The sequence below is a fragment of the Limnohabitans planktonicus II-D5 genome, from assembly GCF_001270065.2.
Classification (GTDB): Bacteria; Pseudomonadota; Gammaproteobacteria; order Burkholderiales; family Burkholderiaceae_C; genus Limnohabitans_A; species Limnohabitans_A planktonicus.
Window position 1 is genome coordinate 68,434 of record NZ_LFYT02000001.1, and the last position, 20,035, is coordinate 88,468.

Genomic DNA, 20,035 nt, shown 5'->3' on the forward strand with positions numbered 1-20,035 from the left:
AGGAACACCCCATGCAACTGACGCTCTGGACTTACGAAGGACCGCCCCATGTGGGCGCGATGCGCGTGGCCACCGCCATGACGGACGTGCACTACGTGTTGCACGCCCCCCAAGGCGACACCTACGCCGACCTGCTGTTCACCATGATCGAGCGCCTGCCGCGCCGCCCGCCCGTCACCTACACCACCTTCCAGGCGCGTGATCTGGGCGGCGACACAGCAGAGCTCTTCAAAGACGCTGCACGCCAGGCCATGGCGCGCTTCAATCCTGCGGCCATGTTGGTGGGCTCGTCCTGCACGGCCGAGCTGATTCAGGACGACCCGGGCGGTTTGGCCCAAGCCCTCCAACTGACCATCCCCGTCGTGGCGCTGGAGCTGCCGTCCTACCAACGCAAGGAAAACTGGGGCGCGAGCGAGACCTTTTACCAACTGTGCCGCCACTTGGTGCACAAGCCCGCCGCTGAAAAGCCCGAGAAGCTGAAAAAGGCCCGCCCCACTTGCAACATCTTGGGCCCCAGCGCCCTGGGTTTTCGCCACCGCGACGACGTCAAGGAAATCACCCAACTGCTGAACCAACTCGGTGTCGATGTCGCCGTGGTCGCCCCTTTGAGCGCCAGCGTGGCTGACGTGCAAAAACTGGCCGAAGCCGACTTCAACGTGGTGCTCTACCCCGAAATTGGCCTGGCCGCCGCGCAGTGGTTGCAGCGCCAGTTTGACCAGCCTTACACCAAGACCGTGCCACTCGGTAGCCACGCCACGCGCGACTTCATCGCCGAAGTCTGCACGCTGACCGGCCTGCCCCAACCCGCACAAGACCCGACCAACGCCCACGCCCACTGGTACGCCAAGTCGGTCGACTCGACCTACCTGACCGGCAAGCGCGTCTACATTTTTGGCGACGCCACGCATGTGGTGGCCGCTGCCCGCATCGCCAGCCAGGAGATGGGCTTTGAGGTGGTGGGCCTGGGCAGCTACAGCCGCGAATTTGCCCGCGAAGTGCGCGATTGCGGCAAGCGCTACGGCGTCGAGGCGCTGATCACAGACGACTACCTGGAAGTCGAAACCCAGATCAACGCGCTGCAGCCCGAGCTGATCTTGGGCACACAAATGGAGCGCCACATTGCCAAGCGCCAGGGCATTCCCTGTGCGGTGATTTCGGCCCCGGTGCATGTGCAGGACTTCCCCGCCCGCTACGCGCCGCAAATGGGTTTTGAAGGTGCCAACGTGCTGTTCGACACCTGGGTGCACCCGCTGATGATGGGCCTGGAGGAACACCTGATCGGCATGTTCCGCGAAGACTTCGAGTTCCACGCCGGTGCTGCGCCCTCGCACTTGGGCAGCACACGGCCTGCGGCTGAAAACGTGGCTGCGGTCGTCACTGCCCCTGTGCCCTCACCCGTTGCCACAACGACGCCCATGCCTGTGTCTGCACCCGCCCGCACCGACACCCTGACCACAGACAGCGTTCAAAAGGTCGCCGCCCCCGCCCAAGCCGCTTCGAACCAGGCCACTTGGAGCCCCGAGGCTGAAAAGGAGCTGGGCAAGATCCCGTTCTTTGTGCGGGGCAAAGCGCGCCGCAACACCGAGCGATTTGCCCAAGACCTGGGCGTGGCGACCATCACCGTGGAGACGCTCTACGATGCCAAAGCCCACTTCAGCCGCTAAGCAGGCCACCTCCAGCGCACCGCGCATGAGCGTGGTGCTGTTGACCATGGACAGCCACTTGGCCAGCGCCGCCGAGAGCGCTGCCGAGCGCCTGGCCCGCGACCTGCCCGGCCTGCACCTGCAAACCCACAGCGCCTCGGCTTGGCGCGACAGCGACAAGGCCCTGGCCGCGTGCTTGGCGGCCGTGGCCCAAGCCGACTTGGTCATCGTCACCATGCTGTTCATGGAAGACCATTTCCTGCCGGTGTTGGACGCCCTGCAGGCGCGCCGAGACCATTGCGACGCCATGGTCTGCATCATGTCGGCCCCGCAAGTGACCCAGCTCACCCGCATGGGCAAGCTGGTGATGGGCCGCGAATCGAGTGGCCTGATGGCCTTGCTCAAAAAGCTGCGTCCCAGCGCCAAGAACAAAGACACCGGCTCAGAGACTGGCGCGCCATCGAGCGCCGGGGCCAAACAAATGGCCATGCTGCGCCGCCTGCCCAAGTTGCTGCGCTTCATCCCCGGCACCGCACAAGACCTGCGCCTGTACTTCTTGACCATGCGCTACTGGCTGGCCGGTTCCGAGCACAACATCGAGCATCTGGTCAAAACCCTGGTGCACCGCTACGCCCAAGGCCCGCGCGAGCCGCTGCGTGCACTGGCCAAGCCCGAAGACCCGATCGAATACCCCGAGGTGGGCCTGTACCACCCGCAGATGAAAAACCGCATCAGCGAACAGCTGAGCGACCTGCCCGGTCACGGCCGCAAAGACCAGCCCGCCGTGGGCTTGTTGCTGCTGCGCTCGTATTTGCTGGCCGGCAACACCGCGCATTACGACGCGGTCATCGCATCGCTGCAAGCGCGTGGTCTGCGTGTCATCCCCGCCTTTGCCAGCGGACTGGACGCCCGCCCGGCCATGGACCGCTTTTTCAAACAAGGCACGGGCACCCAAATCCAATCCTTGGTCTCGCTCACCGGCTTTTCGTTGGTCGGTGGCCCCGCTTACAACGACGCCAGCGCCGCCGAAGTGGCGCTCAGCGAGCTTGATGTACCTTATATCGCCGCGCACCCGCTAGAGTTCCAGTCGATCGAGCAATGGGGCGACTCCACACGCGGCCTGCTGCCGGTGGAAAACACCATCATGGTGGCCATCCCCGAACTCGACGGCTCGATCTTGCCCATGGTCTACGGTGGTCGTCCCGGCCCCGCTGGTGAAACCTGCCACGGCTGCGACAAGCGCTGCACCTTCCCCAGCGGCCCGCGCAGCCAGGACATGTTCACCTGCAGCGAACGCACCGAAATGCTGACCGCCCGCGTCGAGCGCCTGGTGCGCCTGCGTGACAAACCACGCGCCGAGCGCAAGCTGGCCATCGTGCTGTTCAACTTCCCACCCAACGCAGGCAGCGTGGGCACGGCCGCTTACCTGTCGGTGTTCCAGTCGCTGTTCAACACCTTGCAGCGCTTGTCGCTCGAAGGCTACCAAGTGACCTTGCCGGACAGCGTGGACGAGCTGCGCAACCGCCTGCTGCAAGGCAACGCCAGCCAGTACGGCACGCAGGCCAATATGCTGCACGCCATCGACACCAGCCACCATGTGCAAAACGAGCGTTGGTTGAACGAGATCGAAGCGCAGTGGGGCCCCGCGCCCGGCAAACACCTGACCAACGGCCAGTCCATCTTTGTGCTCGGCGCAGACTTTGGCCAGGTGGTGGTCACGGTGCAACCGGGCTTTGGCTATGAAGGCGACCCGATGCGCCTGCTGTTTGAAACTGGCTGCGCCCCCACCCACGCCTTCAGCGCCTTTTACCGCTACCTGCGCGACGACTACGCCGCCGACGCGGTGCTGCACTTTGGCACGCACGGCGCGCTCGAATTCATGCCGGGCAAACAAACCGGCTTGTCGGCCCAGTGCTGGCCCGACCGCTTGATCGGCGCGCTGCCCAATGTGTATCTGTACGCCGCCAACAACCCGTCCGAAGGCGCTCTGGCCAAACGCCGGGGCGCGGCCACGCTGGTGAGCTACCTCACCCCCTCGCTCACACATTCGGGCCTGTACAAAGAACTGGTCAACCTGCAGCAATCCATTGAGCGTTGGCAGCAAATGGGCCCCGACCAAGCGCAGGACCGCGAGAGCCTGACCACACTGATCCGCGAGCAAGCGCAGAGCATCGACCTGGCCGTGCCAGCAAATCAGGCGGCAGACCCCACCGCCTGGATCGAGCGGCTGCAAAACCAGCTGCTCGAACTCGAATACGCCCTGATTCCTGAAGGCCTGCACGTCATGGGCCAAGCCCCCACCCGCGAGCAGCGCTTGGGCACCCTCAAAGTCATGGCCGACGCCATGGGTTTGACCGGCGCTCAAAACGCCAGCTTGATGGAAGCCTTGGTCGACGGTGCGAGTGAGGCGCAACTGAACGCACAGTTCAGCAACGAGCTGCCCGCTGGCGATAAAGCCCAAGCCGAGACACTGCGCCAGCTGGTGCGCAGCAACCGCCTGCTGGGCGAAGACCACGAAATGCAAGGCCTGATGCGCGCCCTCGACGGCCGCTACTTGCAGCCCGCTCCTGGCGGCGACCTGATCCGCAATGCCAACGTGCTGCCCACCGGGCGCAACCTGCACGGCCTCGACCCGTTTCGCATGCCCTCGGCCTTTGCCGTTCGCGACGGCATGCGCCAAGCCGACAAGCTCTTGGCCCGTTACCAGCAAGACCACCAGGCCCTGCCCGAGACCGTGGCCATGGTGCTGTGGGGCACCGACAACCTCAAGACCGAAGGCAGCCCCATGGCGCAAGCCCTGGCCTTGATGGGCGCAGCCCCGCGCTTTGACAGCTACGGCCGCTTGGCTGGCGCACAGCTGATTCCTTTGGCCGAACTGGGTCGCCCCCGCATCGATGTGGTCATCACCTTGTCAGGCATCTTCCGCGACCTGCTGCCCATGCAAATCCGCCTGCTGGCCGAAGCCGCGTTTTTGGCGGCCAGCGCCGACGAGCCGCTTGAGCAAAACTTTGTGCGCCAACATGCCCTGGCCTACCTGGCCGAGCACGAAGGCAGCAACATGGAATGCGCCGCACTGCGCGTGTTCGGCAACACCGAAGGCGCATACGGCGCCAACGTGAACCACCTGATCGACAGCAGCTGCTGGGAAAACGAAAACGAACTGGGCGACGCCTTCACCCAGCGCAAAGGTTTTGCCTACGGCCGCGAAGGCCGCCCGGTGCGCAACACCTCGGTGCTGCAAAGCGCGCTGGCCAGTGTGTCGCTCACCTACCAAAACCTCGACTCGGTGGAGCTGGGCGTGACCAGCATCGACACCTACTTTGACACCCTGGGCGGCATCAGCCGCGCCGTGCTGCAGGCCAAACACCAGCGCGACGGCAACGCCGCCGAAGCCCCGCCCGTCTTCATTGGCGACCAGACCCAAGGCGAGGGCGTGGTGCGCAGCCTGACCGAACAAGTGGCCTTGGAAACCCGCAGCCGCATGCTCAACCCGAAATGGCACGAAAGCATGTTGCAACACGGCTACGAAGGCGTGCGCCAGATCGAGGCGCACCTGACCAACACCATGGGCTGGTCGGCCACCACAGGGCAAGTGCAGCCCTGGGTTTACCAGCAGCTGGCCCAGACCTTTGTGCTGGACCCCGCCATGCGCGAGCGCATGGCCCAGCTCAACCCCACCGCATCGGCCAAAGTGGCCAACCGCCTGCTGGAGGCCACCCGCCGCCAGTATTGGCAACCCGACGCCGAGACCATGACAGCCCTGCTGCGTGCCGGTGAAGAACTTGAAGACCGCCTTGAAGGCATACAAGAAGGACTCCCAGCATGATCGAAACCACCAGCATCCCCGTGAACAGCATTCAAAGGGTACGCGGCGCAGACGGCGAAGGCAGCGTGCAGTTCCAGATGGACCCCACCGTCAAGATCGGCACCGCCAAGGTGTTTGCCGTTTACGGCAAGGGCGGCATCGGCAAAAGCACAACCTCGTCCAACCTGTCGGTGGCCTTCAGCAAGCTGGGCAAACGCGTGCTGCAAATCGGCTGCGATCCCAAGCACGACTCCACCTTCACCCTGACCAAAAAACTCATGCCCACCGTGATCGATGCGCTCGAAACCGTGGACTTTCATGCCGAAGAACTGCGCCTCGATGACTTCGTCTTCAAAGGCTACAACGGCGTGATGTGCGTCGAAGCCGGTGGCCCGCCTGCAGGCACCGGCTGCGGTGGCTATGTGGTCGGCCAGACCGTGAAGCTGCTCAAAGAACACCACCTGCTCGAAGACACCGACGTGGTGATTTTTGACGTGCTGGGCGATGTGGTGTGCGGCGGTTTTGCCGCCCCGTTGCAACACGCTGACCGCGCACTCATCGTCACCGCCAACGACTTCGACTCCATCTTTGCGATGAACCGCATCGTGCAAGCCATTGGCGCCAAGGCCAAAAACTACAACGTGCGTTTGGGCGGTGTGATCGCCAACCGCAGCGATGCGACCGACCAGATCGACAAATACAACGCGGTCACGGGCCTGAAAACCATGGCGCACTTCCCCATGCTCGACGAGATCCGCAAGAGCCGTTTGCAAAAGTGCACTTTGTTTGAGCTGGAGCCCACTCCCGCCGTCAAAGCCGTGCAAGACGAATACATGCGCCTGGCCGCGGCCCTGTGGCTGGGGGCCGACCCACTGCCCTCCATCCCGATGAAAGACCGCGACATTTTTGACCTGCTGGGTTTTGACTGATCACCCTCCAGAAAGCACACCATGAACACCACCGCCTACGAACAACGCCGCAGCCAGATCGAGCACTACTTTGACCGCACGGCGGCCGATGCCTGGGCGCGATTGACCTCGAACGAGCCGGTGGGCCGCATCCGCGCCACCGTGCGCGCCGGTCGCGACACCATGCGCGAAACCCTGCTGTCTTGGTTGCCACAAGACCTGCGCGGCCTGCGCGTGCTGGACGCCGGTTGCGGCACCGGCGCGCTGGCCCTGCAAGCGGCCCTGCGCGGGGCTGAAGTGGTGGCGATTGATTTGTCACCCACTCTGGTCAAGCTCGCTGCCGAACGCATGGCCGCCGAACACCCGACGATGCCAGGCTCGGTGGAATTTTTGTCGGGCGACATGCTCAGCCCCGACTTGGGTCACTTTGACCATGTGGTCTGCATGGACTCGCTGATCCACTACGACAGCGACCAAATCGCCGAAGCACTGGCAGGTTTGGCCCAGCGCACGCGCAGCTCCATGGCCTTTACGTTTGCGCCGCGCACGCCGCTCTTGGCCTTGATGCACAGCGCGGGCCGCTTGTTTCCGCGCAGCGACCGCTCGCCTTCTTTGTCACCAGTGGCGCACGCCGACTTGCTGCAGCGCATGCAAAACCATGTGGATTTGCAGGGCTGGCAAGGCGCGCGCATGCAGCGCGTGGCCAGCGGCTTTTACACCTCTCAAGCCTGGGAATGGACACGCTCATGAAACTGCGCGTCCCCATGCCCCGCTGGTTCACGGCCTACGGCACGCGCTTCATGCCGTTTGCCGATGCGGCTTCGCCTGAGCTGCCGATGGCGCGCCTCTTGCGCCTGTCGCTGTTCCAGGTGGTGATCGGCATGGTGACGGCACTGCTGGTGGGCACACTCAACCGGGTCATGATCGTGGAGCTGCAAGTGCCCGCCTGGTGGGTGGCCTTGGCGGTCGCCATTCCCATGGTGTTCGCACCGCTGCGCACCCTGATCGGCTACCGCAGCGACACGCACCCATCGGCTTTGGGCCTGCGCCGTATTCCATATTTGTGGACCGGCACCTTGCTGCTGTTTGGCGGCCTGTCCATCATGCCTTTTGCCTTGTTGCTGCTGTCCGAGCCCGAGGCTGCCAACCTGTGGGTGGGCCAACTGGGCGCATGCCTGGCCTTTGTGCTGGTGGGCGCGGGCATCCAGGTCACGCAAACCGCTGGCATGGCGCTGGCGCACGACTTGGCCACAGACGACAAACGCCCCCGCGTGGTGGCCTTGCTCTACAGCATGCTGCTGGTGGGCATGATCGCCAGCAGCGCGGTGTTCGGCCTGGTGCTCAGTGACTTCAGCCCGCAAAAACTCATCCAGTTGGTGCAGGGCTGCGCCGTCATGGTGGCGGTGATGAACCTGGCCTCGTTGTGGAAACAAGAGGCTCGGGGTGCCAAGCGCGGCCGCCGCGAAGCCGGTGGCTTTGCCAGCAGCTGGAAGGACCTGATCGCCCAGCCGCAAATGCGGCGCTTTTTGTGGACGCTGGCTCTGGGCACCTTTGCCTTCAACATGCAAGACATCGTGCTGGAGCCGTATGCGGCCGAGATCCTGAAGCTTGACGTGGGCGCGACCAGCGCCCTCACGGCCTTGAGTGCCGGTGGTGCTTTGCTGGCTTTCCTCGTGTCAGCCCGCTGGCTGTCGGGTGGCATGCACGCTTGCCGCTTGGCCAGCCTGGGTGTGCTGCTGGGCCTGCCCGCGTTTGCCATGGTGATTTTTTCGGGTCCGCTCGAAGCGGCCTGGATGTTTCGCATCGGCGTGGGCCTGATCGGTTTCAGTGGCGGTTTGTTTTCAGTGGGCATGCTGGTCACGGCCATGGGCATGGCGGCAGACGGCAGCCCCCTGGGCCACTTGGGCGGTTTGGTCATCGGCACCTGGGGCGCGGTGCAAGCCACCAGCGCAGGTGCGGCCATGGCGCTGGGTGGGGCTTTGCGCGACGGCGTGTCGGTGCTGGCCATGTCGGGCGCTTTGGGCGAGGTGCTGGTCACCCCCATCACTGCCTACAGCTTCGTCTACCACCTGGAAATGTATTTGTTGTTTGTTGTGCTGGTGGCTTTGGGCCCGATGTTGCGCGCGAGCCGTTTGGCGGCGCGGGCAGCGGCCCCCAAAACCGGCACCCCCCAACCCTTTGGCCTGGCGCAACTGCCGGGCTGATGCACCGATTTTTTGAAGGAGACAGCCATGGAAACAGGCGCAATCACACAGTACATCGATGTGGCCCAAATCGTGTTGTACATGTTCTGGGCATTCTTTGCGGGGCTGATTTATTACCTCTTGCGTGAAAACCACCGCGAGGGCTACCCCATGGATTCGGGCCGCGAAAACGGCCCCAAGATCGAAGGCTGGCCACCCGTGCCCGAGCCCAAGACTTTCAAGACGCAAGACGGCCACACCTACTTGTCGCCCGATTTGGCCCGCCCTGACGGCACCTACAGCGGCCAACCCACCCACGGCTGGAACGGCGCACCACTGGAGCCCGTGGGCGATCCGCTGCTGGCAGGCGTTGGCCCAGGTGCCTGGGCCATGCGCGCCGACATCCCCGATGCGGACCCGCACGGTCACCCCAAAATCGTGCCCCTGCGCGTAGCGGCTGACCATTCGGTGGCCCAACAAGACGTGGACCCGCGTGGCTTGCCCGTTTGGGGCGCTGACAAGGTCGTGGCCGGCACCGTGGTGGACCTGTGGGTCGACCGCATGGAGATGATGTTCCGTTACGCCGAAGTGCAACTGGCAGGCTCCGACAAGCGCGTGCTGCTGCCCATGACCTTTGCGCGCATCAAGAAAGACGGCACCCATGTGCAGGCCATTTTGGGCCACCAATTTGTGAACGTGCCGCAAACCAAATCGAACGAGCAGATCACCTTGCTCGAAGAAGAAAAAATCACCGCCTACTACGGCGCGGGCACCTTGTACGCCACCCCTGAGCGTCAGGAACCCATCATATGAAAGCCACCCACGAACACGAGTGGGAAGCCGCACCCGGCCTGCCCAGCGCCCTGCCCAAGGGCGAGCGCGTGGTCTGGCAGGGCGCGCCCGACTGGAAACGTCTGGCCATCCACGCGTTTCATGTGCGCAAGGTCGCGCTTTACTTCGCGCTCATGCTCGCGGTGCAGGCCATCAACCTCACCGCGCCCGAGGGACGGGTGGATTGGAAGCCTCTGGTCGTGGCCACCAGCCTCTACGCCCTGGCCTTGACGCTGCTCTTGGGCACCGCCTGGATGTCAGCGCGCAGCACGCTCTACACCCTCACCAACAAGCGCGTGGTCATGAGGATTGGCATCGTGCTCACGCTGACCTTCAACCTGCCCTTCAAACGCATCGCGGGTGCGTCACTCAAGACACAAGGTGCAGGCACCGGCGACATCGCGCTGGCCTTGCACCCTGAAGACCGCATCGGCTGGGCCCACCTGTGGCCACACCAGCGTGCTTGGCATGTGACACAACCCCAACCCACTTTGCGCTGCGTGCCAGACAGCCAACAAGTGGGTGAGCAACTGCTGAACCTGTGGCGTGCCGAACGTGCGGGCCAAAGCCTGCAGTTGGGGGATTCGCCAGCAACTGCGCCGGTCAATCAGCCCCACACACCCAACCACGGCATGCTGGCATGAACACCCTGCCCCAACACGACTGGCAGCCCAGCCGCCCAACGCCGCAGACCCAGGGCCTGAACCGGCCCATGGCCTGGATCGGCGTGATGCTGCTGGCCATGCTGGTGGCTGTGGGCCTGGCCCGCTGGTCGGGCCTGGACCCACGTACGCCCGACGCAGCCGTGCAGTGGCAGCGCGACCTGCAGTTTCGCGACCTGCCCAGTGGCGACATCGCCGTGGTGGACCACCGCTCCGGCCAACAAGTGGCTGTATTTTCTGGCGAGCAAGGTTTTTTGCGCAGCACCTTACGCGCATTGGCCCGTGAACGCCAGCGCGAAAGCCTGGGCAAAGAAGCCCCCTTTTTATTGATCGGCCGCACCGACGGCCGCCTGACTTTGCAAGACCCCAGCACCGGCCAGCGAATTGACCTGGAGTCGTTTGGCCCCAGCAACGCGGCGGTGTTTGCCAGTCTGAGACTGGCCGGCCCAACAGCCCCCTGACCTTGAATTTTTCTGCACCGGAGAACCCCATGACCGCCACCGTTGTCCACACCATCGAAACCGCTGAAGATGCCAACAAAAAGGCCGTGCACGACGACATGATCAGCCCGCGTTTCTACACCACCGACTTCGCCGCCATGGACCGCATCAGCGTCGAACCCGTGCGCGCCGAATGGGACAGGATGATGGCCGAGTACGAGGGCGACAACAACCACGACCACTTCCAGCGCGACGAAGCGTTTGCGGGCGAAGTGGCCGCGGGCATGGCCAGCCTGTCGCCCGAGATGCGCCAGGAGTTCATGGACTTTCTGGTCAGCTCACTCACGTCAGAGTTTTCGGGTTGCGTGCTCTACAACGAGATTCGCAAGAACGTCACCAACCCCGACATCAAGCAGCTCATGACCTACTTGGCGCGCGACGAATCGCGCCACGCGGGCTTCATCAACCTGTCGCTGCGCGACTTCAACTTAGGCATTGACCTGGGCAATTTGAAGCGCACCAAGAAGTACACCTTCTTCAAGCCCAAATACATTTACTACGCGACCTACCTGTCGGAAAAGATTGGTTACGCCCGCTACATCACCATCTTCCGCCAGCTCGAAAAGCACCCCGAAAAACGCTTTCACCCCATCTTTCGCTGGTTCGAGCTGTGGTGCAACGACGAGTTCCGCCACGGCGAATCGTTTGCGCTGATCATGCGCGCCAACCCCAAATTGCTCAGCGGCGGCAACAAGCTCTGGATTCGCTTTTTCTTGCTGGCCGTGTACGCCACCATGTACGTGCGCGACCACACCCGCCCCATGCTGCACGAAGCCATGGGCCTGGATTCGAGTGAATACGACTACCAGGTCTTTCGCATCACCACCGAGATCACCAAGCAGGTCTTCCCGCTGGCGCTTGACACCGACCACCCCGACTTCCGCCGAGGCCTGGAGCGCCTGTTTGCCCTGTCGCAAGCCATGGCCAAAGCCAAGGCCCGAGGCGGCGTGGTGGGTAAATTGCAGCAAGGCGTCTGCGCCGTGAAAGCCGCCGCCACCTTTGCGCGCCTGTACTTAATGCCCGTCATTCAACAAGACCTGTCGCCCCAAGTGCGCATGGAACCGGCATGGTGAATGAAGTGGTCTGGGCCTGCGTGTTCACGGCCCTGTGCTGGTGGCTCGGCACGGGCGTGATCCTGTGGCTCGACCGGCTGCCTGCGCGCAGCTTTCGTTTCAGCCTGGCGGGTTGGACGGTGCTTTTGGCTTTGAGTTTTTGGGGCGTGGCCCACAGCATGCAAGAGGTCAGCGTGTTCAACGCCTACCTCGCTTTTGGCAGCGTGATCCTGATGTGGGGCTGGCACGAGCTGGCTTTTTTGACCGGCTGGATCACCGGTCCGCGCAAAACCCCATTGGACCCCGGCACCACAGGGTGGCCGCGTTTTGTGCAATCGGTGCAGGTCATGCTCTACCACGAGCTGGCCTTGCTGGCCAATTTCGCCGTGCTGTGGTGGATGCAAGAGCGTCAGCCCAGCCATGTGGCCATTTGCACCTTTGCGCTGCTGTGGTGCATGCGCCTGTCGGCCAAGCTGAATTTGTTTTTTGGCGTGCCCCAAAACGGCGCGCAATACCTGCCCGCGCACTTGGTCTACCTGGCCAGTTATTTCCGTACCACCAGCGGCATGTCGCTGTGGTTCGTGCTCTCGATGGGCGTGGCCATGGGCACCTGGTTCTGGCTGGTCTGGCTCGCCCAGCAAGGCGCTGTGGCCATCACCACCGGCTGGGTCATGCTGGCCACTTTGCTGGGCCTCGCGATCGTTGAACACGTCATCATGATTTTTCCTTGGCCACTGGAGCGGCTGTGGGGTTGGGCCATGGGCCAGACCCGCAAACCGGCTTTGACCACACCCCCTTGAAGGCCAACATGAACACCTTGACCCTCACCCCCGCCCTGCGTGCCGATGGCTTTGGCACACCCAGCACCCCTCAACGCCCCCATGCAGGCGAGATGGATAGCACCCGTCAGCGCCCAGTGGCGGTGGTCATTGGCAGCGGTTTTGGCGGCCTGGCCGCAGCGATTCGCCTGAGCGTCAAGGGCTACGAGGTCAAGGTGTTTGAAAAACTCGACGCCCCCGGAGGCCGTGCCTATGTGCACCACCAGGACGGCTTCACGTTTGATGCGGGCCCCACGATCATCACCGCGCCCTTTTTGCTCGAAGAGCTGTGGGCGCTGTGCGGCAAAAGCTTTGCGGACGACGTGAAGCTGGTCGCCATGGACCCGTTTTACCGCGTGCGATTTTCAGACGGCACCTGGTTTGACTACAACGGCGACCCCGAGCACATGCGCGCCGAAGTCGCCCGCTTTGAACCGGCTGACCTGCCCGGCTACGAACGCTTTTTGGAAGAAGCCGAGCGCTGCAAAACCCTGGGTTTTGAAGGCATGGGCGACATGGCCTTTGACAAGGTCAGCGACCTGATGGCCGCCATCCCCGACTTTTTGCGCATGGGCGCTTGGCGCAGCCTGTACAGCCTGGTGGCCAAACACATGCGCAACGACAAGCTGCGCACCGTGATGAGCTTTCACCCGCTTTTGATCGGTGGCAACCCCTTTGCCGTGACCTGCGCTTATGCGCTGATCAACTCGCTGGAGCGCACCTGGGGTGTGCACTCGGCCATGGGCGGCACCGGGGCGATTGTCAAAGGATTGGTCGGCTTGCTGCAGGAGCGCGGCGTCCCCCTGCGTTGCAACGCGCCCGTCACACAAATCCGCATCGAAAACGGCCGTGCCTGTGGCATCGAATTACAAAGCGGTGAGTTCGTGCCCGCCGACATCGTGGTCAGCAACGGCGACACCGCCTGGACCTACAAAAACCTGGTCGCGCCTGAGCACCGCCGCGTTTGGACCGACCGCAAGATCGCCAACGGCAAATACTCCATGGGCCTGTTCGTTTGGTACTTCGGCACCTCCAAACAGTACAAAGACGTGCCACACCACATGATGGTGCTGGGCCCGCGCTACAAAGGCCTGCTGCAAGACATCTTCAACAAGCACAAACTGGCCGAAGACTTCAGCCTGTATTTGCACCGCCCCACCGCCACCGACCCTTCGTTGGCGCCCGAAGGCTGCGACACCTTTTATGTGCTCTCGCCCGTGCCCCACCTGGACAGTGGCACCGACTGGCCCGCCTTTGCCGAGACCTACCGCGCAGCCATTGCCGAGAGCCTGGAAGCCAGCGTGTTGCCCGGTCTGCAGGGCAGCATCGTGACCAGCAAGGTCAGCACACCGCAAGATTTTCAGGACAACTTGTGGTCTTACAAAGGCGCGGGCTTTGGCCTGGAGCCCCTGCTGCTGCAAAGCGCGTGGTTCCGCCCCCACAACCGCAGCGAGGATGTGCCGGGCCTGTTTGTGGTGGGTGCCAGCACCCACCCGGGCGCGGGCGTGCCGGGTGTGCTCATGTCGGCCAAAGCTTTGGAATCGGTGGTCCCCCATGTCAAGGTCTGAACGCACCCCCAACGCCGTCAGTTTGCAAGAACTCGACTTCGACTCGCAAGACCTGCAGGCCTGCGTGGCCATGATGCAGGGCGGCTCCAAAACCTTTTTTGCCGCCAGCCGCCTGCTGCCGCCGCGTGTGCGCACGGCGGCCATCGCGCTCTACGCCTTTTGCCGCGTGGCCGATGACCTGGTGGACGAAGCCGCTGCGGGCGACACCCCGCTCGATGTGCTGCAAAAGCGCCTGGACGCCATCTATGCCGGTACCCCGCACGACCATGTGGAAGACCATGCGCTGAGCCTGGTGGTGCAGCAGTACAAACTGCCGCGCCATTTGCTGGACGCGCTCATCGAAGGCTTTGCCTGGGATGCCGGGGGCCGCACTTACGACAGCATCGAAGACCTGCACGCCTATGGCGCCCGCGTGGCGGGCAGCGTGGGCGCGATGATGAGCTGGATCATGGGCCCGCAAAGCATGGACACCCTGGCCCGCGCCTGCGAACTGGGCGTGGCCATGCAGCTCACCAACATCGCCCGCGACGTGGGACACGACGCCAGCATCGGCCGCCTGTACCTGCCGCGCCGCTGGCTGGTGGAAGCCGGTGTTCAGCCCGAAGCCTGGATGGCCCAACCCACCTTCACCCCCGCCATCGCGCTGGTGGTGACGCGTTTGCTCGACGAGGCCGACCGCCTGTACAAGCAAGCGCATTCGGGCATTGCCGCCTTGCCGCCCGACTGCCGCGCCGCCATTTGCGCGGCCAGCATGATCTACGCCGAGATTGGCCACCAGCTGCGCCGCGAGGGCCTGGACTCGGTGAACAAACGCACGGTGGTCAGCACCACGCGCAAGCTCATGCTGCTGGCCAGCGCCTGGACCCAGGTGCACTGGATACGGGTGGCCGACCACAACCCAGAGCCGCTGGCCGCCATCGTGGGCCTGGTGCAAGGCTGCCGCGACGCCGCCCAGCAAACGGGCAACAAAGCGTATTTCCCAAACCGGGCCATGCCCCAGCGCGTGGCCTGGATGCTGAACTTGTTCGAACGCCGTGAGACCGAGCGCCTGGACCGCAACGCACTGCGTCAAAATTCATGAGCCCAGCACCATGAGCACAAGACCATGAGGGTGCCCAGCCACAGCATCAACGTGCGCCTGCTGTACGTGAGCCGCGCCGTCGGCCCGCAAACCACAACCATGACCACGAGCATCCTGGCGCAAGCCCAAGCCCACAACGCCGTGCAAGGCATCACCGGCGTGCTGTGCCAAGGCCAAGGCTTTTTCTTTCAGGTCATTGAGGGCGAACGCAGCCGCGTGAACGCCCTGTACCGCCGCATCAGCGCCGACAACCGCCACCAGGACGTGGAAATCCTGCACTACGAAGAAATCCACGAACGCCGCTTTGGCCAATGGTCCATGGCACTGGTGCACCTGTCGGTGGACGACCCCATGGTCAAACTGCAGCACCCCGACTTCGACCCCTACTCCGCATCAGGCCCACAGGTCATGCAGCAGGTGCTGGACCTGCTGGAATCGGGACAACCGATTCGGATGCCTGCGGCTTGACACGCCGGCCACTTCACATCTGATCAATCGCTGTGTTGACCGACGGCGCTTCGCCCGGCTTGTCCGACAGTGAAAACCGGTCATCGGTTCGGGTGTAAAAACTCGCGCCGAAGCGGGCCACTGGCTTGTAGTCGCGCAGGTTGACGCGCCAGGCTTCGGTGTCGATCAAGCCCTCTCGGGCGGCCAGCCACTGGATGCGGCCGATGAAGACGTAGCGGCTGGGGGTTTCGAGTTTTTCGTGCAGCACGCACTCAAAAGCAATGGGCGCCTCCTGGATGCGCGGTGGTGTCACCGTGCGGGAGGGCACAGGCGTCAGGCCCACGGTGGTCAGCTCACTCACATCAGAAGGCATGGACTCGCCACAGTGGTGCATTTTTTGCGCCATGGGCTCGTCGGACATGTGCACCACAAACTGGCCGTTGTGCAAGATGTTGGCAGCGGTGTCTTTGAGGCGGCCGTCTTGCAGGCGGTTGATGCTGATCATCAGGATGGGCGGGTCTTCACCAATCATGTTGAACATGGAAAACGGCGCGGCATTGATCACCCCGTTGGCCCCGAGGGTGGTCACCAGGGCGATGGGACGGGGCACGATCAGGCTGGCCATGAGCTTGTAGCGCTGGTAGCTGCTGATCTGGTCAAAGTCGACTTCGGTCATGGGGGTTCCACAAGGTGCGGGTGAAGGATGGGGCAAGAAAAAAACGGCAGCACCCAGTCTAGTCCTCGCTGGATGCTGCCGCCGGGTGGTGGCGTGAAAGCCTTGGCTGGCGCTCAGGCGATCACTTCGACCTTGGCACGTTTGGCCACTGCGCTCCAGCTGGAGATTTGCGTCTGGATGAGCTTGACGAAATCATCCCCCACCACCGGTGTTTTGCGCGGCAGGGTTTGAACCTCTTCCAGTCGCGCCATCACGTCGGGCTTGGCCAGGATTTCAGGGATGAGTGAGGTCAGGCGCTGCGCAATGGGTGGGGGCAAATTTTTGGGCGCAGACAGGCCTAGCCACTGAGAGCCGGTGAGCGAGCCATAGCCCAACTCGGCAAAGGTGGGGATGTTGGGAAATGCCGCCATGCGGTTGGGCGTGGACACCGCCAAGGCGCGCAGCGAGCCGGCCTTGAGCTGGTTGACGTTGGTGGTGACGGGGTCAAACACGCTGTCGATCTGGCCGCCCAGCAGGTCTTGCATGGCCGGGGCGCTGCCTTGGTAAGGCACATGGTCGTGCTCACTGGCCTGGCCTTCGATTTTGAGCAGCTCGCCATACAGGTGGTTGGCCGAGCCGATGCCCGAGGTGCCAAATCGCACGGGTTTGGACTTGGCTGCGTTCACATACTGCGCCAGCGTTTGGTAAGGCGACTGGGCCCGCACCAGCAGCAGCATGGGCGCTTCGACCAGCATGCCCATGTGGGTGAAATCGTTGACCGGATCGAAAGGCATGGTGCGGCGCGTGGCGGTGGCATAGATGTGAACCGAGGCATGACTGACGAGCAAACTGTAGCCGTCGGCAGCTTGGCGTGCAGCGAATTCGGTACCGATCAAACCACCCGCGCCCGCACGGTTGTCCACCACTACGGTTTGCGACAAAGCGCTCGAGAGGTGCGGCGCCATCATCCGCGCCACAGTGTCCACCAAGCCGCCCGGTGGGTATTGGCAGATCAAGCGGATCGGGCCTTTGCTGGGCCAGGCAGAGGACTGGGCGTGGACCCACGGGGCGGCCAATGTGGCAGCACCGGCGGCCAGTAATTCACGACGTTTCATGGAGACTCCTTGAGCAAGCAGGGTTGAAAACAAGGGAATGGGCCATCACCCATCCTGATCCCCTCCATGCACAAGGTGTGCCAACCCGGCCCGATTGATGCTTTGCAGAGGTCTCCACCATCCACAGCACAAAGGAGCACCCCGATCAAGCCCGACATTCACCACCCCAAAACAGGGACAGCATCACAGGCCGCCCTGTTTTGAAACAACTCTTTGCCCTGTTTTGGGGCACCGGCCCAACCATTGAAAGAGGAACACCCGACATGGACTTGCCAAGACCTCGCCGTTATTTGCTGATCAACCCCAACACCAACCACTTGACCACCCAGCGCCTGCAAGATGTTTTGCTCCCCTTATTGCCGCAAGGCTTGCAGCTGGATGTGCGCACCGCTCGCTTTGGCGCGCAGTACATCGCCTGCGAAGCCAGCCACGCGGTAGCCGCACATGCTTGCCTGGATGCCTGGGCGGCACAGCGCAGCGCCTCATCCGATGCGCTGGATGGCGTGTTGATTGGGTGTTTTGGCGACCCGGGTCTGTTCGCCCTGCGGGAAGCCAGTGCTTGCCCGGTGACTGGGCTGGCCGAGGCCTCTTTCATTCAAGCCGCATCGCACGGCCCCTTTGCCATCGTGACTGGTGGCGAACGCTGGAAGCCCATGCTGCACCGTTTGGCGGGCAGCCTGGGCTTTGGGCCACAACTGCGGCACATCGAAACCGTGGCCCCCACCGGGGCGGCACTCCAGGCCGACCCCGACATGGCCCTTGCTTGCCTCAGACAAGCTTGCCAAAGCGCAGCCCAAAGCGGCGTCTCCAGCATCATTTTGGGAGGCGCCGGACTGGCCGGTTACGCCCGGTTGTTGCAAGCCCACTGCGACCTGCCCTTGATCGATAGCGCGCAGGCCGGCTGGGATGTGTTGCATGGACAACTGGCTCCGAAAGCTCCCACAGAACGTGACGGTTTTTATGCACCATGGGTGGGACTGCCCCAAGCATTTATCAGCATGTCGACTTGGATGTGAACAAGACCCGTCCTTCAAACCATCAAACTCCCCCGAGCCGCCTGCACCACCGCTCGGCTCAAGCCATCGAGCAAGGCCGATGCGGCGCGGGTTTCTTGCCAGTACAGCGGCACATCGAGTGGGGTTTGGGGCACCAGCTCAAGCAAGTCGCCGCGTTGCAGGTGCGGCGCAATCAAGGTCTCGGGGTGCAGGCCCCAGCCCATGCCGGCCAATCCGGCAGTGATGAAGGCCTGTGTAGAGGGTAAGCTGTGCCTTGGCAGCTCGACGTGCCGATGGCACAGCCGCCTGACCCAGCGCGCCTGCAAGTCGTCTTGCGGGTTGAACACCAGGCTGGGGGCCTCGGCCAAGCGTCCGGCGGTCACGCCATCGGAAAAATAACGCGCCACAAACGCCGGGCTAGCGGCGGCCAGGTAGCGCATGGCACCCAGCGGGCGGCTGTTGCAGCCGGTGGCGGGCCGGGCCGTGGCGGTCACGGCAGCCAGCACGGCCCCGCTGCGCAACCAGCCCGCGGTGTGGTCCTCGTTGTCCACAGCCACATCCATCAGCACAGGGACCTCGGCAGCAAAGGCCGAAATGGCCGGGGCCAGCCAGGTGGCCAGGCTGTCGGCATTGACCGCAATGGGCAGCGCAACGCGCGTCACGCCCTCGGGGGCCAGGGCGGGCAAGCTGCCTTGCAGTTCTTGCTCCAGCAAGCGCACCCGGTCCATGTGCTGGCAAAGCCGTCGCCCGGTGTCGGTGGCTTGGCAGGGCTGGCCGCGCACCACCAAGGCACAGCCCACGCGCTCTTCGAGCTGCCGAATCCGTTGCGACACCGCCGAGGGCGTGACGTGCAGTGCGCGTGCAGCGCGCTCAAAGCTGCCCTCACGTACCACGGCTGCCAAGGCAGACAAAGACAAATAGTCGAGCATGGAATTAGATTTTCTAAAGTTGATTAATGAATGACAGTTTGTCTTAACCAGCAAAGACTGACAAGCTCTCACCCCATGAACTTGAACGACACCATTTCCGGCGTGGGCCCCGTCTTTGCCCAAGGCCTGTTTTTGAGCCTGGGCCTGATCGTGGCCATTGGCGCGCAAAACGCGTTTGTTTTGCGCCAGGGCTTGCGGCGTGAGCATGTGGGCAGCGTGGTGGCCTTTTGCGCGGTGGCCGATGCGGTGCTGATCACGGCGGGCGTGCTGGGCATGGCACAAGCCCTGGGCGACAGGCCCATGCTGGCCCGTGGCCTGGCTTTGGGCGGGGCGGCGTTTTTGGCCGTGTATGGCTGGCGAGCGCTGCGGCGAGCGCGCCAGGCCAGCGCGCTGGATGTGACAAGCATGGGCCAAGGTCTGAGCCTTGGGGCGGCGCTGGCCCAAGCGGCGGCGTTCACCTTGCTCAACCCGCATGTGTATCTGGACACGGTGCTGTTGGTGGGCAGCATTGGCGCACAGCAGCCCGTCCCCTTGCAGGGCTGGTTTGCGGCTGGGGCCAGTGTGGCCAGTTTGCTGTGGTTCAGCGCCGTGGGCTTTGGGGCGCGCTGGCTGGCGCCCTGGTTTGCACGTCCCCGCGCCTGGCAAGTGCTCGATGCCCTGATCGGTGTGACCATGTGGGTGCTGTCGGCCTTGTTGCTGCGCCATGCTTTATAGGCACACAAGGTTTTGGCGATGGTGGCGGTATGCGAGGCTCTGTTGCGGCGAGGGCACCGCTCCTATGGATTTGGCACGCTGAAGATAGAAATGCGTGAGAAAGGTCATCTCGTAGGTCGGCACTCGCAG

General features: G+C 63.4%; 18 protein-coding genes. 15 read left to right on the forward strand and 3 right to left on the reverse strand.

Features of this window, described 5'->3' with window-relative positions:
* The first annotated feature begins 11 nt into the window (after positions 1–11).
* From bchB to H663_RS20565, 13 genes are read left to right on the forward strand one after another with little or no spacing between them, the layout of a single operon-like run.
* Positions 12–1,664 (forward strand): ferredoxin:protochlorophyllide reductase (ATP-dependent) subunit B, encoded by a 1,653-nt coding sequence (gene bchB, locus H663_RS20505; protein ID WP_053168843.1) that lies wholly within the window; start codon positions 12–14, stop codon positions 1,662–1,664.
* A complete protein-coding gene (locus H663_RS20510; RefSeq protein ID WP_053168845.1) occupies positions 1,639–5,469 on the forward strand; it encodes a magnesium chelatase subunit H in 3,831 nt (1,276 codons plus the stop codon). Before bchB ends, H663_RS20510 begins: the two co-directional genes overlap by 26 nt.
* Complete coding sequence (bchL, locus tag H663_RS20515) at positions 5,466–6,377, forward strand: ferredoxin:protochlorophyllide reductase (ATP-dependent) iron-sulfur ATP-binding protein (protein WP_019429120.1); 912 nt, start codon at positions 5,466–5,468, stop codon at positions 6,375–6,377. The genes H663_RS20510 and bchL overlap by 4 nt, the downstream gene beginning before the upstream one ends.
* A 21-nt stretch (positions 6,378–6,398) precedes the next feature.
* Positions 6,399–7,106, forward strand: coding sequence for a magnesium protoporphyrin IX methyltransferase (gene bchM / locus H663_RS20520; protein WP_053168847.1), 708 nt, complete (start codon positions 6,399–6,401; stop codon positions 7,104–7,106).
* Entirely contained in the window at positions 7,103–8,560 is a 1,458-nt protein-coding gene (locus H663_RS20525; RefSeq protein WP_053169389.1) for a BCD family MFS transporter, read from the forward strand. The genes bchM and H663_RS20525 overlap by 4 nt, the downstream gene beginning before the upstream one ends.
* A gap of 27 nt (positions 8,561–8,587) precedes the next feature.
* Complete coding sequence (puhA, locus tag H663_RS20530) at positions 8,588–9,352, forward strand: photosynthetic reaction center subunit H (RefSeq protein WP_053168849.1); 765 nt, start codon at positions 8,588–8,590, stop codon at positions 9,350–9,352.
* A complete protein-coding gene (gene puhB, locus H663_RS20535; RefSeq protein ID WP_053168851.1) occupies positions 9,349–10,014 on the forward strand; it encodes a photosynthetic complex putative assembly protein PuhB in 666 nt (221 codons plus the stop codon). The genes puhA and puhB overlap by 4 nt, the downstream gene beginning before the upstream one ends.
* A complete protein-coding gene (gene puhC, locus H663_RS20540; RefSeq protein ID WP_053168852.1) occupies positions 10,011–10,493 on the forward strand; it encodes a photosynthetic complex assembly protein PuhC in 483 nt (160 codons plus the stop codon). The genes puhB and puhC overlap by 4 nt, the downstream gene beginning before the upstream one ends.
* A gap of 29 nt (positions 10,494–10,522) precedes the next feature.
* Positions 10,523–11,605: a magnesium-protoporphyrin IX monomethyl ester (oxidative) cyclase gene (gene acsF, locus H663_RS20545; protein WP_053168854.1), complete on the forward strand. Its 1,083-nt coding sequence runs from the start codon at positions 10,523–10,525 to the stop codon at positions 11,603–11,605.
* Positions 11,599–12,384, forward strand: coding sequence for a putative photosynthetic complex assembly protein PuhE (gene puhE / locus H663_RS20550; RefSeq protein ID WP_053168856.1), 786 nt, complete (start codon positions 11,599–11,601; stop codon positions 12,382–12,384). Before acsF ends, puhE begins: the two co-directional genes overlap by 7 nt.
* A gap of 8 nt (positions 12,385–12,392) precedes the next feature.
* Positions 12,393–13,970 carry a phytoene desaturase gene (locus H663_RS20555; RefSeq protein WP_083451019.1) on the forward strand — a complete coding sequence of 526 codons (1,578 nt, stop codon included), beginning with the start codon at positions 12,393–12,395 and terminating at the stop codon, positions 13,968–13,970.
* Positions 13,957–15,051, forward strand: a complete 1,095-nt coding sequence (locus H663_RS20560; protein ID WP_053168858.1) for a phytoene/squalene synthase family protein — start codon at positions 13,957–13,959, stop codon at positions 15,049–15,051. The genes H663_RS20555 and H663_RS20560 overlap by 14 nt, the downstream gene beginning before the upstream one ends.
* Before the next feature lie 24 nt (positions 15,052–15,075).
* The gene (locus H663_RS20565; RefSeq protein WP_053168860.1) at positions 15,076–15,519 is read left to right on the forward strand and encodes a BLUF domain-containing protein; all 444 of its coding nucleotides are present in this window, start codon (positions 15,076–15,078) and stop codon (positions 15,517–15,519) included.
* 13 nt (positions 15,520–15,532) lie between these two features.
* Here the strand turns inward: H663_RS20565 and H663_RS20570 are convergent, their stop codons facing one another.
* Both H663_RS20570 and H663_RS20575 read right to left on the reverse strand, forming a co-directional pair.
* Complete coding sequence (locus H663_RS20570; protein WP_053168862.1) at positions 15,533–16,174, reverse strand: flavin reductase family protein; 642 nt, start codon at positions 16,172–16,174, stop codon at positions 15,533–15,535.
* Between the two features lie 113 nt (positions 16,175–16,287).
* Positions 16,288–17,268 (reverse strand): Bug family tripartite tricarboxylate transporter substrate binding protein, encoded by a 981-nt coding sequence (locus H663_RS20575; RefSeq protein ID WP_053168864.1) that lies wholly within the window; start codon positions 17,266–17,268, stop codon positions 16,288–16,290.
* A 263-nt stretch (positions 17,269–17,531) separates the two neighbouring features.
* Between H663_RS20575 and H663_RS20580 the strand changes: the two genes are divergently transcribed.
* Positions 17,532–18,284: an aspartate/glutamate racemase family protein gene (locus tag H663_RS20580; RefSeq protein WP_053168866.1), complete on the forward strand. Its 753-nt coding sequence runs from the start codon at positions 17,532–17,534 to the stop codon at positions 18,282–18,284.
* A 14-nt stretch (positions 18,285–18,298) separates the two neighbouring features.
* Here the strand turns inward: H663_RS20580 and H663_RS20585 are convergent, their stop codons facing one another.
* Positions 18,299–19,192 (reverse strand): LysR family transcriptional regulator ArgP, encoded by an 894-nt coding sequence (locus H663_RS20585; protein WP_053168868.1) that lies wholly within the window; start codon positions 19,190–19,192, stop codon positions 18,299–18,301.
* Between the two features lie 75 nt (positions 19,193–19,267).
* Between H663_RS20585 and H663_RS20590 the strand changes: the two genes are divergently transcribed.
* Entirely contained in the window at positions 19,268–19,906 is a 639-nt protein-coding gene (locus H663_RS20590) for a LysE/ArgO family amino acid transporter (RefSeq protein WP_053168870.1), read from the forward strand.
* The last annotated feature ends 129 nt before the right edge of the window (positions 19,907–20,035 follow it).

What these genes read in the sequence shown, in the direction of transcription:
- H663_RS20525 (WP_053169389.1), top strand. Translation starts at nt 7,103, where the DNA reads ATGAAACTGCGCGTCCCCATGCCCCGCTGGTTCACGGCCTACGGCACG.
- H663_RS20560 (WP_053168858.1), top strand. Translation starts at nt 13,957, where the DNA reads ATGTCAAGGTCTGAACGCACCCCCAACGCCGTCAGTTTGCAAGAACTC.
- puhE (WP_053168856.1), top strand. Translation starts at nt 11,599, where the DNA reads ATGGTGAATGAAGTGGTCTGGGCCTGCGTGTTCACGGCCCTGTGCTGG.
- puhA (WP_053168849.1), top strand. Translation starts at nt 8,588, where the DNA reads ATGGAAACAGGCGCAATCACACAGTACATCGATGTGGCCCAAATCGTG.
- H663_RS20575 (WP_053168864.1), bottom strand. Translation starts at nt 17,268, where the DNA reads ATGAAACGTCGTGAATTACTGGCCGCCGGTGCTGCCACATTGGCCGCC.
- H663_RS20510 (WP_053168845.1), top strand. Translation starts at nt 1,639, where the DNA reads ATGCCAAAGCCCACTTCAGCCGCTAAGCAGGCCACCTCCAGCGCACCG.
- bchB (WP_053168843.1), top strand. Translation starts at nt 12, where the DNA reads ATGCAACTGACGCTCTGGACTTACGAAGGACCGCCCCATGTGGGCGCG.
- puhB (WP_053168851.1), top strand. Translation starts at nt 9,349, where the DNA reads ATGAAAGCCACCCACGAACACGAGTGGGAAGCCGCACCCGGCCTGCCC.
- acsF (WP_053168854.1), top strand. Translation starts at nt 10,523, where the DNA reads ATGACCGCCACCGTTGTCCACACCATCGAAACCGCTGAAGATGCCAAC.
- H663_RS20590 (WP_053168870.1), top strand. Translation starts at nt 19,268, where the DNA reads ATGAACTTGAACGACACCATTTCCGGCGTGGGCCCCGTCTTTGCCCAA.
- H663_RS20555 (WP_083451019.1), top strand. Translation starts at nt 12,393, where the DNA reads ATGAACACCTTGACCCTCACCCCCGCCCTGCGTGCCGATGGCTTTGGC.
- H663_RS20570 (WP_053168862.1), bottom strand. Translation starts at nt 16,174, where the DNA reads ATGACCGAAGTCGACTTTGACCAGATCAGCAGCTACCAGCGCTACAAG.
- H663_RS20565 (WP_053168860.1), top strand. Translation starts at nt 15,076, where the DNA reads ATGAGGGTGCCCAGCCACAGCATCAACGTGCGCCTGCTGTACGTGAGC.
- H663_RS20585 (WP_053168868.1), bottom strand. Translation starts at nt 19,192, where the DNA reads ATGCTCGACTATTTGTCTTTGTCTGCCTTGGCAGCCGTGGTACGTGAG.
- puhC (WP_053168852.1), top strand. Translation starts at nt 10,011, where the DNA reads ATGAACACCCTGCCCCAACACGACTGGCAGCCCAGCCGCCCAACGCCG.
- H663_RS20580 (WP_053168866.1), top strand. Translation starts at nt 17,532, where the DNA reads ATGGACTTGCCAAGACCTCGCCGTTATTTGCTGATCAACCCCAACACC.
- bchM (WP_053168847.1), top strand. Translation starts at nt 6,399, where the DNA reads ATGAACACCACCGCCTACGAACAACGCCGCAGCCAGATCGAGCACTAC.
- bchL (WP_019429120.1), top strand. Translation starts at nt 5,466, where the DNA reads ATGATCGAAACCACCAGCATCCCCGTGAACAGCATTCAAAGGGTACGC.